Annotated in this window: 9 protein-coding genes; 5 read left to right on the top strand and 4 right to left on the bottom strand. The window is 71.9% G+C overall.

Annotation, left to right across the window (positions count from 1 at the left end):
• Positions 1 to 92: 92 nt before the first annotated feature.
• Complete coding sequence (locus tag ABT008_RS09280; RefSeq protein WP_350695058.1) at positions 93 to 524, bottom strand: hypothetical protein; 432 nt, start codon at positions 522 to 524, stop codon at positions 93 to 95.
• Between the two features lie 725 nt (positions 525 to 1249).
• Here ABT008_RS09280 and ABT008_RS09275 point away from each other — a divergent pair.
• Positions 1250 to 3382, top strand: coding sequence for a protein kinase domain-containing protein (locus ABT008_RS09275; RefSeq protein ID WP_350695578.1), 2133 nt, complete (start codon positions 1250 to 1252; stop codon positions 3380 to 3382).
• Here the strand turns inward: ABT008_RS09275 and ABT008_RS09270 are convergent.
• A complete protein-coding gene (locus ABT008_RS09270; RefSeq protein WP_350695056.1) occupies positions 3379 to 4038 on the bottom strand; it encodes a hypothetical protein in 660 nt (219 codons plus the stop codon). The two genes, ABT008_RS09275 and ABT008_RS09270, sit on opposite strands and share 4 nt — an antisense overlap.
• Positions 4025 to 4570 carry an RNA polymerase sigma factor gene (locus tag ABT008_RS09265; RefSeq protein ID WP_350695055.1) on the bottom strand — a complete coding sequence of 182 codons (546 nt, stop codon included), beginning with the start codon at positions 4568 to 4570 and terminating at the stop codon, positions 4025 to 4027. The genes ABT008_RS09270 and ABT008_RS09265 overlap by 14 nt, the downstream gene beginning before the upstream one ends.
• Positions 4571 to 5073: 503 nt before the next feature.
• On the opposite strand from ABT008_RS09265, the gene dnaE reads away from it, so the two are divergent.
• Entirely contained in the window at positions 5074 to 8607 is a 3534-nt protein-coding gene (gene dnaE / locus ABT008_RS09260) for a DNA polymerase III subunit alpha (RefSeq protein WP_350695054.1), read from the top strand.
• A 198-nt stretch (positions 8608 to 8805) separates the two neighbouring features.
• Positions 8806 to 9840, top strand: coding sequence for an aminotransferase class V-fold PLP-dependent enzyme (locus tag ABT008_RS09255; protein WP_350695052.1), 1035 nt, complete (start codon positions 8806 to 8808; stop codon positions 9838 to 9840).
• Positions 9841 to 10112: 272 nt separating this feature from the next.
• Here ABT008_RS09255 and ABT008_RS09250 read toward each other — a convergent pair whose 3' ends face one another.
• On the bottom strand, positions 10113 to 10694 hold the full coding sequence (locus ABT008_RS09250) for a hypothetical protein (RefSeq protein ID WP_350695050.1): 582 nt from the start codon (positions 10692 to 10694) through the stop codon (positions 10113 to 10115).
• A 655-nt stretch (positions 10695 to 11349) separates the two neighbouring features.
• Between ABT008_RS09250 and ABT008_RS09245 the strand changes: the two genes are divergently transcribed.
• Positions 11350 to 12912, top strand: coding sequence for an MFS transporter (locus tag ABT008_RS09245; protein ID WP_350695048.1), 1563 nt, complete (start codon positions 11350 to 11352; stop codon positions 12910 to 12912).
• A gap of 19 nt (positions 12913 to 12931) precedes the next feature.
• Positions 12932 to 13531: a TetR/AcrR family transcriptional regulator gene (locus ABT008_RS09240; protein WP_350695047.1), complete on the top strand. Its 600-nt coding sequence runs from the start codon at positions 12932 to 12934 to the stop codon at positions 13529 to 13531.
• Positions 13532 to 13557 lie beyond the last annotated feature (26 nt).

Below are 13557 nucleotides of genomic sequence, written 5' to 3'. Positions count from 1 at the left end.
GGTCGGGCCGCTGGTGTAGTCGGGCCGCTGGTGTGGTCGGGCCGCTGGTGTAGTCGGGCCGTTCGTGTGGTCGGGCGGCTCGTTGTGGTCGGTCAGCAGGCGGTGCCCTGCCGGAAGGTGCGCTCCACGTAGGCCGCCGGGCCCACCTGGAAGCCACCCACTCCGGGCCGGATCGGGTGCCCGGTGAACAACTCCACCCGCGAGCCGACCCGCACCAGGTACGCGCTGGCGGTGTCGGCATCGTTGCGGATCAACTCGCCGCGCGGGCCGTAGATCGCCTCCAACCGGTCGAAGCTCATCCCCACGCCCGCCCCGGCCGGGGAGTACGGCGGCGCGGTGGCGGTGAACACCTGGACCAGCCGCCCGTGCTGGAACGTCAGCAGGACGACACCCGACCACTCGCCGGTCACCCCGGCGTCCACCACGCCCCCGCAGCCCGGGACGCTCCAGTCGATGAGCCCGGCGGCGGTCAGCCGGTCCAGGGACGCCCCGATCCGGAACGGACCGGCCCCCTGGACACTCAACAGATCGGTACCCGCCGCCCGGCCAGCGGCGACACCGGTAGAAGCCGCAGGCGGGGCGGCGGATCGGGATACGGACCCGGCCTGGGCCGGAGTGGCCCCGACGAGGGCCAGGACGGTCGCGACAGCGACATACACGAGACGGTGCACGGAGATCGCCTCCTCGGCATCGAGTTCCTACCCCGTTCGTCTCCACCCCCGCCCACCCGGTTCGCCACCCCACCCACCTTTCTTCCCCAGCCCTACACCGCGCCCGCCCCGGCCCCGCCTGGCCGGGCCCCGCTTGGTCCGGGCTCCGCCTGGCGCCCCGCACCCCGCCTGGCCCGCACCCCGCCTGGCCCGGGTTGATCAAGAAGTTTTGGTCACTTTAGAAGAGTGTTGAGGGCACAAACTCCTTGGTCATCCGCTGCGCGCGCCCAGTCCTCGGCAAGACGCGTTCTGATGTGGACGGTGGGGCGAGGGGTTGGCCGCACCAGTCGGGAACTCGATCGTCAGGCTCCGTCGATCATGGAGTTGAGGTTCTGGTTTTGTGCTGATATGGGCGTTATGGAACTGCCCTAACTCCATGATCGGCGGGGCGGTGCGCGGCGGGGCTGGTCGGGGCGGGGCGGGTCGGGCGTGGTGGGGCGGGAGTGGGCGTGGGCGTGGGCGGCGGGTGGGGCGTGGGGGGCGGGCGGGACGGGGTGGTTGCCGGGGTGGTGGGGGAGGGGCAGGGTGGGGCGGTGGGGATGCCTGCGGGGTTCGGGGTGTACCGGGTGGAGCGGCTACTAGGAGTCGGGTCGTTCGCGACCGTGTGGCTGGCCCACGACCCGGGACCGGACGCCCACGTGGCGATCAAGGTGCTGGCCGAGAACTGGCATCACGACGTACGCGTCCGGGAACGCTTCCTGGACGAGGCCCGGCTGCTGCGGCGGATGGAGGACGACCGGCTGGTGCGGGTACGCGCCGTCGGCGAGCTGCCGGACGGGCGGCCGTACACGGTGATGGACTGGGCCGACGGGGGCAGCCTGCGGGACCGGCTCGCCGACGGGCCGCTGCCGGTGCCGACCGCCCTGACGGTGCTCGGCGAGATCGCCGCCGGAGTGGCCGTGCTGCACCGGCATCGGGTGGTGCACCGTGACCTCACGCCCGGCAACATCCTGTTCCGCCGCACACCGGCCGGAGAACGGGTCCTCATCGCCGACCTCGGTCTGGCCAAGGCGCTCGCCGTCGCCTCTGGGCTCACCGTGCGCGCCGGCACCCCCGGCTACATGGCGCCGGAGCAGGACGACCCGCTCGCGGTCGTGGACGAGCGCGCCGACGTGTACGCGCTGGGCCGCCTCGGCCTGCGCCTACTCGGCAACCCACCGCCCGAGCACCGTCGCCCCAAGGACGTGCCCCCACCGTCCGAACACTCTCGCCCCGAGGACGAGACCTCACCGTCCGAACACTCTCGACCCGAGGACACGGCCCCACCGTCCGAACACCGTCGACCCGAGGACACGGCCCCACCGCACTGCCACCCTCGACCCGAGGGCGTGCCCTCTGTGCCCGACCAGGGTCGACCCGAGGCCGGGATGGCATTGCCCGACCACCCTCGACCGGAGGGCGTGACCATGTCGTCGGGCGTGCCGGGCGGACGTGCTGGCCGTCCGGACGTCGACGGGACGCGGCTGCGGCCGGGCGTCCCACCCGGCGTGGCGCAGGTGCTGCGCCGGGCCGGGGCGACGCGCCCGGACGACCGCTATCCCGACGCCGCCGCCTTCCGGGCCGCACTGCTGGCCGCCGTCGACACTGCCACTGCGCCCCCGGGCGTCACCGGGACCACCATCGGCGGGGCGACGGCCGACGCCCGCGACAGGGCCGTCGCCGGAACCACCCGAGCCGCCGGAGCCGCCGGAACCGCCGGGACCGCCGGAGCCGCCGGAACCGCCGGGACCGCCGGAGCCGCCGGAACCACCCGAGCCGCCGGAACCGCCGGGACCGCCGGAGCCGCCGGAACCGCCGGGACCGCCGGAGCCGCCGGAACCACCCGAGCCGCCGGAGCCGCCGGGACCGCCGGAGCCGCCGGAACCGCCGGGACCGCCGGAGCCGCCGGAACCGCCGGGACCGCCGGAGCCGCCGGAACCACCCGAGCCGCCGGAGCCGCCGGAACCACCCGAGCCGCCGGAGCCGCCGGAGCCGCCGGAACCACCGGAACCGCCGGGACCGCCGGAACGGCCGGGACCACCCGAGCCGCCGGAACGGCCGGAACCACCCGAGCCGCCGGAACCACCGGAGCCACCGGAGCCACCCGAATCGCTGGGACCGCCAGGCAGCATCGTGGGCACGACGGCGGGCGAGTGCGGTCGGGGCGTTGGCGGTGGGGTGGGGTCGGGCTGGTCCTGGTGTTGACCGCGACGGCGGGTGTGGTGGCGTCCGACGCGACGGCGGTGACGCGTACCGCGACGAGCGGAGCGCTGCGCGTGGACCTGCCGGCCGGTTGGCGGGCGGCGGGCACCGGCTGGGCCGGCCGGTACGGCGGGGACGGGCGGCTCGAACCGGCCCTGGTGATCTCGCCCGAGCCGGACCGCTGGGCCGTCGACCCGAGGGTGCCGGGGGCGTTCCTGGGATTGTCCGCGTCGGCCGGGCGGCGTACCGACCCGGCCGGGTTCGTCGCCGAGCAGCCGCACGCCGACTGCGCCCCGGCACCGGTGCGGCGGGTACGTCGCGGCGGGCTGGACTGGGTGGTCGCCCGGTTCGACTGTGCCCGGGACCGGCCGGTGCTGGTGGAGGCGGCGGCCCGCGCCCCGGCCGGTCTGCTCTACGCGCAGGTGGTGCCACCACCCGACACTGCCGACGCGTTCGTCGACAGCCTGCTGGACGGGGTACGGGTCGATTAACGCACCACCACGGTGACCACGTGGACCATGCCCTCGTGCGGGATGGTGACGTCCACGGTGCCGCTACGCAGGAAGCGGACGTCGACCACCCCGGCCTCGTAGTGACTGTCGGCCAGCTCCGGCCGGTCCACGGTCACCTGCCCGGGCCCGATGCCCTGGATCCGCAGCACGCCGCCGGTGGCGAAGCAGAGCGACGACGGCATCGGGCCGATGTCGGCGAGCACCAGGTCGTACCGGACCGCGCCGAGGCAGGCGTCGGTCGGGGTGGGGGACGGTGGGTGGGGCGTACCCCTGCGGGTGGTCGGGACCGGCGAGGGCGGCGACGGGCTCCGCGTGGCTCGGCTGGTCGACGGCCGGGCGTCGATGGTGGGCGGCCCGGCCAGCGGTGGCGCGCCCGTGATGGGTGGAGTCGGCGACGACGACGCGGCCGACGACGGCGGGGTCGGGTCAGGAGGGCGGACGGGCAGCGGCGACACCGGCTTGTCGGCGCAACCGGCGGCGATCACGAGCACGGCGGCCAGCGGGATGGCCCACCGGAAGCGGATCAGCCGGAGCCAGACCTGCCGGAACCGGATCAGCCTGAGCCGGACCTGCCGGAGCCCGGCCCGCTGGTCGCCGGTCCCACCGGCCGCCGACGGCCGGTCAGCCGCCCGCATCGGTGAGCCTCTGCCGGACCTGTCGGCGGGCCTCGTGGATGCGGGACTTCACCGTGCCCTCGGGGAGGCCGAGCAGGTCGGCGATCTCGCGGTAAGCCAGGTCGAGCACATCGCGCAGGGTGAGCGCCTCGGCCAACTCGGGGCGAAGGGCGTCCAACGCCTCCAGCAGGTCCAACCGGGTGCCGGCGACCACGCTGGTGCGGCGCGGGTCGGGCGGGTCGGGCAGCGGCACCCCGCCGGCCTCGACGAGCCACCGCCGCCGCAGCATGCGGTAGGTCGAGCGGGCCCGGTTGGCGGTGATCCGGTAGAGCCAGGTGTGGAACGACGCCCGCCCCTCGAAGCGGCCGATGCCCCGGGCCACCGCGAGCAGGGCGTCCTGGCAGGCTTCCTCGGCGTCCTCCCGGTTGGGCAGCAGTCGGCCGCACAGCCGCAGCACCTCGGGGCGGATCGCCGTCAGCAGCGCGTCGAGCGCCGCCGCGTCGCCGCGCGCCGCCGCGCCGGCCAGGTCGTCGATCCCGTCCGCCAGGGTCATCGCGCCGTCCCGTGCTGGTCTCGCTCCAGGGTACGCCGCCCGGCCGCCGCCGCGCCGCCCCGCGACCGTGCCGGGGCGCTGCCGCGCCGCCCGTGACCGCCGCGCGATCGTGCCGGGCCGCTGCCGCGCCGCCCGTGACCGCCGCGCAATCGTGCCGGGCCGCCGCCGTGCCAACGTGACCGCCGCGTGATCGTGCCGGGCTGCCGCCGTGCCAACGTGACCGCCGCGCGATCGTGCCGGGCTGCCGCCGCGCCAACGTGACTACCCCGCGACCGTGCCGGGGCGCCGCCGTGCCCGCGCTGCGGCCTGCCGTCTCGACCTGGTCGTGCCGTTCCGTGACCGGTTGCCTGCGCCTCGTCACGCCGGAGCGGTCGGCCGACGACCGGCCCGGCATGATCCACGACACCCCGACGGACCGGGGGCGCGCGGCGCGCTGGAACGGCCTCCGGCGGCGGGGTTAGGGTTAGCCCCGACCGTCTCGATCATCCGACCCGGGGGGCTCCGTGGGCGATTCGTTCGCGCATCTGCACGTGCACACGGAGTATTCGATGCTCGACGGTGCGGCCCGCCTCAAGGACCTGTTCGCCGAGGTCAAGCGGCAGGGGATGCCCGCCGTGGCGATGACCGACCACGGCAACATGCACGGCGCGAACGACTTCTACAAGCAGGCCATGGCCGCCGGGGTCACCCCGATCCTGGGCATCGAGGCGTACGTCGCGCCGGAGTCGCGCTATCACAAGAAGCGGGTGCGCTGGGGTCGGCCGGAGCAGAAGAGCGACGACGTCTCCGGCAGCGGCGGTTACACGCACAAGACGATCTGGGCACGCAACAAGACCGGCCTGCACAACCTCTTCACCTTGACCAGCAAGGCGTACACCGAGGGCTACTTCGTCAAGTGGCCCCGGATGGACGCCGAGCTACTGGCCGAGTGCGCCGACGGGCTGATGGCCACCACCGGTTGCCCCTCCGGTGAGGTGCAGACCCGGCTGCGGCTGGGCCACGACGCGCAGGCCCTCGAAGCCGCCGCGAAGTACCAGGACATCTTCGGCAAGGAGAACTACTTCCTGGAGCTGATGGATCACGGCCTGGACATCGAGAAGAGGGTCCGGGACGGGCTGGTCGAGATCGGCCGCAAGCTGGGCATCCCGCCGGTGGTCACGAACGACTCGCACTACACCCACGAGGCGCAGTCCGAGGCGCACGACGTGCTGCTCTGCGTGCAGACCGGCAGCAACGTCGCCGACCCGAACCGGTTCAAGTTCGGTGGCAGCGGCTACTACATCAAGTCCGCCGACGAGATGCGCGGCGTGGACGGCTCCGACGTCTGGCTGGAGGGCTGCCGCAACACGCTGCTGGTGGCCGAGCGGGTCGACCCGACCGGGATGTTCGAGTTCCACAACCTGATGCCGCGCTTCCCGGTGCCCGAGGGCGAGACCGAGGAGTCCTGGTTCCGCAAGGAGACCTTCGCCGGCCTGGGCCGCCGCTACCCGCAGGGCATCCCCGAGGGCCACGTGGTGCAGGCCGAGTACGAGCTGGGCGTCATCATCCAGATGGGCTTCCCGTCGTACTTCCTCGTGGTCGCCGACTTCATCCAGTGGGCCAAGAACCAGGGCATCGCGGTCGGCCCCGGCCGTGGTTCGGCGGCCGGTTCGCTGGTCGCGTACGCGTTGGGCATCACCGACCTGGACCCGATCCCGCACGGGCTGATCTTCGAACGGTTCCTCAACCCCGAGCGCGTCTCCATGCCCGATGTCGACATCGACTTCGACGAGCGTCGGCGCGGTGAGGTGATCAAGTACGTCACCGACAAGTGGGGTGAGGACAAGGTCGCCCAGATCGCCACCTTCGGCACCATCAAGGCGAAGGCTGCGATCAAGGACTCGGCGCGGGTGCTCGGCTACCCGTACGCGGTCGGCGACCGGATCACCAAGGCCATGCCGCCGGCCGTGATGGGCAAGGACATCCCGCTCGAGGGCATCTTCGACCCGAAGCACCCCCGGTACGCCGAGGCCGGCGAGATCCGCGGCATGTACGAGTCCGAGGCCGACGTCAAGAAGGTCATCGACACCGCCCGGGGCATCGAGGGGCTGATCCGGCAGACCGGTGTGCACGCCGCCGGCGTGATCATGTCCGCCGAGCCGATCATCGAGCACATTCCGCTGATGCGCCGGGACTCCGACGGGGTCATCATCACCCAGTTCGACTACCCGACGTGCGAGTCGCTCGGGCTGTTGAAGATGGACTTCCTCGGCCTGCGCAACCTGACCATCATCGACGACGCGGTCAAGAACATCGAGCTCAACCACGGCAAGGAACTGGACCTGCTGGGCCTGCCGTTGGACGACAAGGGCGCGTACGAGCTGCTGGCCCGGGGCGACACCCTGGGCGTGTTCCAGCTCGACGGCGGGCCGATGCGGTCGCTGCTGCGGATGATGAAGCCGGACAACTTCGAGGACATCTCCGCCGTCCTGGCGCTCTACCGTCCCGGCCCGATGGGCGTCGACTCGCACACCAACTACGCGCTGCGCAAGAACGGCCTCCAGGAGATCACCCCGATCCACCCGGAGCTGGAGGAGCCGCTGCGGGAGATCCTCGCCCCCACCTACGGCCTGATCGTCTATCAGGAGCAGGTGCAGCGCGCCGCGCAGATCCTCGCCGGCTACACGCTCGGACAGGCCGACCTGCTGCGCCGGGCGATGGGCAAGAAGAAGAAGGAGATCCTCGACAAGGAGTTCGGCCCGTTCCGGGACGGCTGCCGTGAACACGGCTACTCCGACGAGGCCGTCCAGAAGGTCTGGGACGTGCTGGTCCCGTTCGCCGGGTACGCCTTCAACAAGGCGCACTCGGCCGCGTACGGGCTGGTGTCGTACTGGACGGCGTACCTGAAGGCGCACTACCCGGCCGAGTACATGGCGGCGTTGCTGACCTCCGTCGGCGACGACAAGGACAAGATGGCCATGTACCTGTCGGAGTGCCGCCGGATGGGCATCCAGGTGCTGCCGCCGGACGTGAACACCTCCGCCGGGCCGTTCACCCCGGTCGGCAAGGAGATCCGCTTCGGCCTCGGCGCGATCCGCAACGTCGGCGCCAACGTGGTGGCGGCGATCATGCGGTGCCGCGACGAGAAGGGCGAGTACGCCGACTTCTACGACTTCCTGTCCAAGGTGGACGCGGTGGTCTGCAACAAGAAGACCATCGAATCGCTGATCAAGGCCGGGGCGTTCGACTCGCTCAAGCATTCGCGCAAGGCGCTGCTCACCGTGCACGCCGACGCCATCGACGCGTACGCCGACGTCAAGCGCAAGGAGGCCGTCGGCCAGTACGACCTCTTCGGTTCGGGCTTCGGCGACACCGAGACGGCGACCACCACCACGGTCATGCCCGTCATCAGCGACGGCGAGTGGGACAAGCGCGACAAGCTCGCATTCGAACGCGAGATGCTCGGCCTGTACGTCTCCGACCACCCGCTGTTCGGTCTGGAGCACGTGCTGAACGCGGCGGCCGACTGCACCATCGCCACCCTGTCCGAGGAGGGCACCGTGCCCGACGGCGCGGTGGTCACCCTCGCCGGCATCCTCTCCGGCGTGCAGCGTCGGGTCACCAAGCAGGGGCGGGCGTGGGCCTCGGCGACCCTGGAGGACCTCGCCGGTGGGGTGGAGGCGCTGTTCTTCCCGAATACCTACGAGGTGATCGGGCAGTACATCGCCGAGGACGCCATCGTGGTGGTCAAGGGCCGGATCGACCGGCGCGACGACACCCCCCGCATCATGGCGATGGACATGCAGTTGCCGGACGTCAGCAGCAACCCGGCGAGCAAACCGGTCACCCTGACGATCCCGGTCAACCGGCTCACGCCACCGCTCGCCGACCGGCTCAAGGAGACCCTGCTGCTGCATCCCGGCGACACCGAGGTGCACGTGAAGCTGCACCGCAGCGGGCGCGTGGAGACCTGGCGACTGGGCCTGTTCCGCGTCGCCCCGACCACCGCCCTGATGGGTGACCTCAAGAGCGTCCTCGGTCCCGCCAACGTGAGCTGACCCGGGTCAGCCTGCACGACGCGGGTGCCAGAGCGGCCCTCGGAACGCGGGCCCGGAGCGTTCGGATGCAGGTCAGGAGCGTTCGGGGCGCGGGCCCGGAGTGTTCGGAGCAGGTCGGAGCGTCCGGGCTGCGGGTCGGGAGCCAGGGTGCGCGGATTGGCGCTGGGGAGCGGGCGTGAGCAGGGTTAGCGTCGGGGCGTGGAACTGGAACAGGCGCAGAAACTGTGGCAACCACAGCCCGGTTGGCTGAACACCGCCAGCTACGGGCTGCCGCCGGACCCGGCCTGGGAGGCGTTGCAGGACGCGCTCGCGGCGTGGCGGGCCGGACGCGGCTCCTGGGAGGGCTGGAGCGAGACGACCGACCGGTCCCGGGCCGCGTTCGCCAAGCTGGTCGGCGTACCGGTGGCCGACGTGTCGGTCGGTGCGGTCGTCTCCCAGATGTTGGCCCCGGTCGCCGCCGCACTCCCCGCCGGGGCGCGGGTGGTCGTCCCCGAGTTCGAGTTCACCTCCAACCTCTTCCCGTGGCTGGTGCAGGAGGAGCGGGGCGTGCGGGTACGCACCGTGCCGCTGGACGGGCTGGTCGACGCGATCGACTCCGACACCGACCTGGTGGCGTTCAGCCTGGTGCAGTCCGCCGACGGGACGGTGGCCGCGTACGACGAGATCGTCGCGGCGGCCCGGGCCCACGGCGCGCTCGTCGCGGTGGACGCCACCCAGGCGTGCGGCTGGCTGCCGTTCGACGCGAGCCGGGCCGACGTGGTCGTGGTCGGCGGATACAAGTGGCTGATGGGTCCCCGGGGCACCGGGTTCGCGTACCTCGATCCGGCCCTACGGGAGCGGCTGCGGCCCGACGCCGCCGGTTGGTACGCGGGCAGTGACCCGCACGCGTCGTACTACGGACCGCCGCTGCGGCTCGCCGACGACGCCCGCCGGTTCGACATCTCTCCGTCCTGGTTCAACTGGGTCGGGGCGGCTCCGGCGCTGGAACTGCTGCTGGAGATCGGGGTGCCGACCGTGCACGCGCACAACGTGGCGCTGGCCAACCGGTTCCTCACCGGCCTGGGGCGACCGCCCGGCGACAGCGCGATCGTCACCGTCGAGGTGCCCGACGCGCAGCACAGGCTGGAACGGGCCGGGGTGCGGGCAGCCGTCCGGGCCGGCCGGGTCCGCGCCTCCTTCCACCTCTACACCACCCCCGAGGACGTAGACCTCGCCCTCCACGCCTTGATGTAAGGAAGGGTCCCCTGCTATCGCCTGGTGCATAGCAGGGGTCCCTTTCTAACGTGCGGTGCTTCCGGGCGTCGCGTCGCTTCCGGGCGTCGCGTCGCTTGCGGGCATCGCGTCGCTTCCGGGCGTCGCGGTGCTTGCGGGCGTCGCGGTGCTTGCGGGCGTCGCGGTGCTTGCGGGCGGGGGTTGGTGGTGCGTTGACGGCCGGCGCCCCGGGTGGGGTGCCGGCCGTCGTGGTGGTGTGGGGTGTTGTTGTTGCTGGTGGTGGTGTTGGTGGGTCAGTTGTTCCAGTGCTCGGCGACGAGGTCGGCGGCCTGCTGCTCCCACTGGGCGTAGTGGTCCGGGAACGCCGATACCTGCACCGTCTGGGCGGCCACGGTCAGCGGCATGTCCTGCCACCCGTCGACCTGCTTGAGGCCCTTGAGGAAGGCGAGGGTGGAGTACTCGGGGTTGGTGATCTGCTCGACGGTGCCCCAACCCGAGGACGGGCGTTGCTGGAACAGGCCTTGGGAGTCGTGGTCGTTGCGGGCGCCGAGGTGGCCGAGGTTCTCCAGCTTGGACTCCTGGAACGCGGTGCCGATGGCGATGACGGCGGCACGTTCGTCCATGTCTGCCTTCTTGGTGGCGGCGATGATGGCCTTGGCGTTGTCGATCTGTTCGTCGTTGAGGTGGATGCGGGATTGGGTGCCCTGGACGCCGTGGGGGATGAGTGTGTTGGTGTCGGGGTTGTCGGCCTGGATGGCGGCGGTGATGGGGTTGGTCGGTGTGGTGTCGGTGTGGTGGAGGGGTCCGGCGGCGAGGCCGCCTGCGACGGTGAGTCCGGCGATGGTCAGGACGCTGTTGCGCAGCATGGTGTTCATGGGGGTAGCTCCATTCGGGGGTGGGGCGCCGCGGGGGATGCGGTGCCGACGCCGTCTGGCGCTGGGGTGGTTCTCGGGGGAGGGATCCGGCCCGGGTTGGTGGGGTGTGGTGGCCGCTCGCGGTGCCGGGTCCGGGTGTAACGACCGGCCGGGGTGGGTCATTCCCGGTGGGGGAGGCGACGCTTTCAGGGGCGGGCGGGCGCGCTGGAGGCGGCCGGTCTTCGTTACAACGACACCCGGCCGCCGAGAATTCCGGCACCGCCATGTTCAGGGCGGACAAATAGCCCATATCTGGCATCTGGTGGAACGGATCCAGGCGGGCTCGCCGGAGGTGGGTGGATTTGTTGCTGCCATAGCGACAACAAATCCACCCACCTCCTCACTTCTCCCCGGGGCCGCGCGTCGAGATGTTAAGAGGGGACCCCTCCTTGCATGCCGGCCCGGGCGGCGCGGGGGGTGGGTGCAAGGAGGGGTCCCCTACTAACGCCTGGTGTATAGGAAGGGTCCCTTCCTTGCATGCGGGCCGCGAGCTGCTGGAGTGGCGCGGTGACGGGGGTCACAATGAATACGGACCGGTTCCGTATCGGAATGGGTGGGCCTAGGCTCGGGGTGATTACGGTACTCGGCCGTATCGAAATGTGAAGGGTGTCGGGGGATGCAGCCGAACGAGAACACCGGACACCCGAGGCGGTGGGCGATCCTCGCAGTGCTGGTCATCAGCCTGCTCGTCGTCGTCCTGGACAACACGATCCTCAACGTCGCCCTGCGTACGCTGGCTGACCCGGTGCACGGGCTCGGGGCCACCCAGGGCGAACTGGAGTGGTCGATCAACTCGTACACGCTGGTCTTCGCCGGGTTGCTGTTCACCTTCGGCGTGTGGGGTGACCGGGCCGGTCGACGACGGATGCTGCTGATCGGGCTGGTCCTCTTCGGACTGGCCTCGCTGCTCTCCGCGTACGCGCAGAACCCGGGCCAGTTGATCGCGGCCCGCGCGCTGATGGGGGTCGGTGGCGCGGCCATCATGCCGGCGACGCTGTCGATCATCTCCAACGTCTTCGACCCGAGGGAGCGGGGACGGGCCATCGGCATCTGGGCCGGTGCGGTGGGGCTGGCGGTGGCGATCGGCCCGGTGCTCGGCGGGCTGCTGCTGGAGCACTTCTGGTGGGGCTCGGTCTTCCTGATCAACGTGCCGGTCACGGCGTTCGGCGTGGTCCTGGTGGCGCTGCTGGTGCCCGAGTCGCGGGATCCGGCGCCGGGCCGCGTCGACGTGGTCGGTGTCCTGCTCTCGGTGGTCGGTCTGGTGACCCTGACGTACGGCATCATCGACGGCGGGGAGCACGGCTTCGGTCGCCCACTGGTCTGGGCCACGATCCTCGGCGGCCTGGCGGTGCTGGCCTGGTTCGTCGCGTACGAGCGGCGCAGCAGCCACCCGTCCCTGGACGTACGCCTGTTCCGGGTGCCGCGGTTCGCCGCGCCGGTGGCGATGATCGGGCTGGTCTTCTTCGCCGCCATGGGCGTGATGTTCTTCAGCTCGTTCTATCTGCAACTGGTACGCGGCTACAGCCCGTTGCAGACCGGCCTGCTCTTCCTGCCGTTCGCGGTGGCCCAACTGGTCTTCGCGCCCCGCAGCGCCACCATGGTCCGCCGGTACGGCGCGCGGGCCGTGTCGGCGGTGGGACTGCTGTTGACGACGGTGTCGCTGGGCGCGTTCGCCTTCGTCGACGCCACCACGCCGATCTGGGTGGTGCTGGTCGTCTTCTTTCTCCAGGGCACCGGGATGGCGAACATCATGCCGCCGGCCACCGAGTCGATCATGTCGGCGCTGCCCCGGGAGAAGGCGGGCGTCGGCTCCGCCGTCAGCAACACCATCCGCCAGGTGGCCGCCGCGCTCGGGGTCGCGGTGATCGGCTCGGTGCTGGCCGCCGGGTACCGCACCGGCATCGCCCCGGCGGTGGCCGACCTGCCGGCGGAGGCGCGGGCGGCGGCCGGCGAGTCGATCTCCGGCGCGTACGGCGTGGCGGGTCAACTCGGACCGGCGGCGCCGCAGGTGATCGCGGCGGCCGACGACGCCTTCGTCTCGGCCATGCACCTGTCGGCGGTGCTGGCTGCGCTGGTCGCGGCGGCCGGTGTCGCGGTGGCGCTGCGGTGGATGCCGGGCCGGGCCGACGCCGCGACGCCGGCACCGGTCGGCGAGCCCGAGTTGGCCGGTACGCCCTGATGTCAGGAACAATGCCGGCATGACGAGCAGCACGGACGCCCCGCGACCGCCCGGGCGGCCGCGGAGCGTCCGCGCGGACGAGGCCATCGTCGAGGCGACCCTGGATCTGCTGGCGGAGGGCAGCACGATCGAGACGATCTCGGTGGAGGCGATCGCCGCCCGTGCCGGCGTCGGCAAGGCCACCATCTACCGCCGGTGGCCGGGCAAGAACGCGTTGCTGAGCGACGCGCTGCGCACGCTCAAGGGCGACCCGCCGCAGCCGACCGGTCGGTCCGTCCGGGACGACCTGATCACCCTGGTCAGCGCCATCGGGGACCACATCGACCCGCGGGCCGCGAAGATCATGCCGTGTCTGGTGCCGGTGGTGAAACGAGACCCCGAGCAGTACGCGCTCTACCAGAACATCATCGAGCCGCGCCGGGCGGTGATGCGGGAGGTGCTGCGGCGGGGCGTACGCGACGGTGAACTCCGCGCCGACCTCGACGTCGAGGTGACCATGGCGATGCTCACCGGCCCGATGCTCATCCAGCGGGTGATGAACTGGAACCCGGACCTCGACACGACGACTCTCCCGGTGAAGGTCGTCGACCAGGTGCTGGAGGGCATCACCGCCCGTTGAGTCGGACGGCACACGACCGCCGACCA

Source organism: Micromonospora sp. NPDC002389 (genome assembly GCF_040296095.1).
In the GTDB taxonomy this organism is placed as follows: Bacteria; Actinomycetota; Actinomycetes; order Mycobacteriales; family Micromonosporaceae; genus Micromonospora.
The sequence above is the reverse complement of the archived record's forward strand: the minus strand, read 5'-3'. Positions and strand labels throughout refer to the sequence as shown.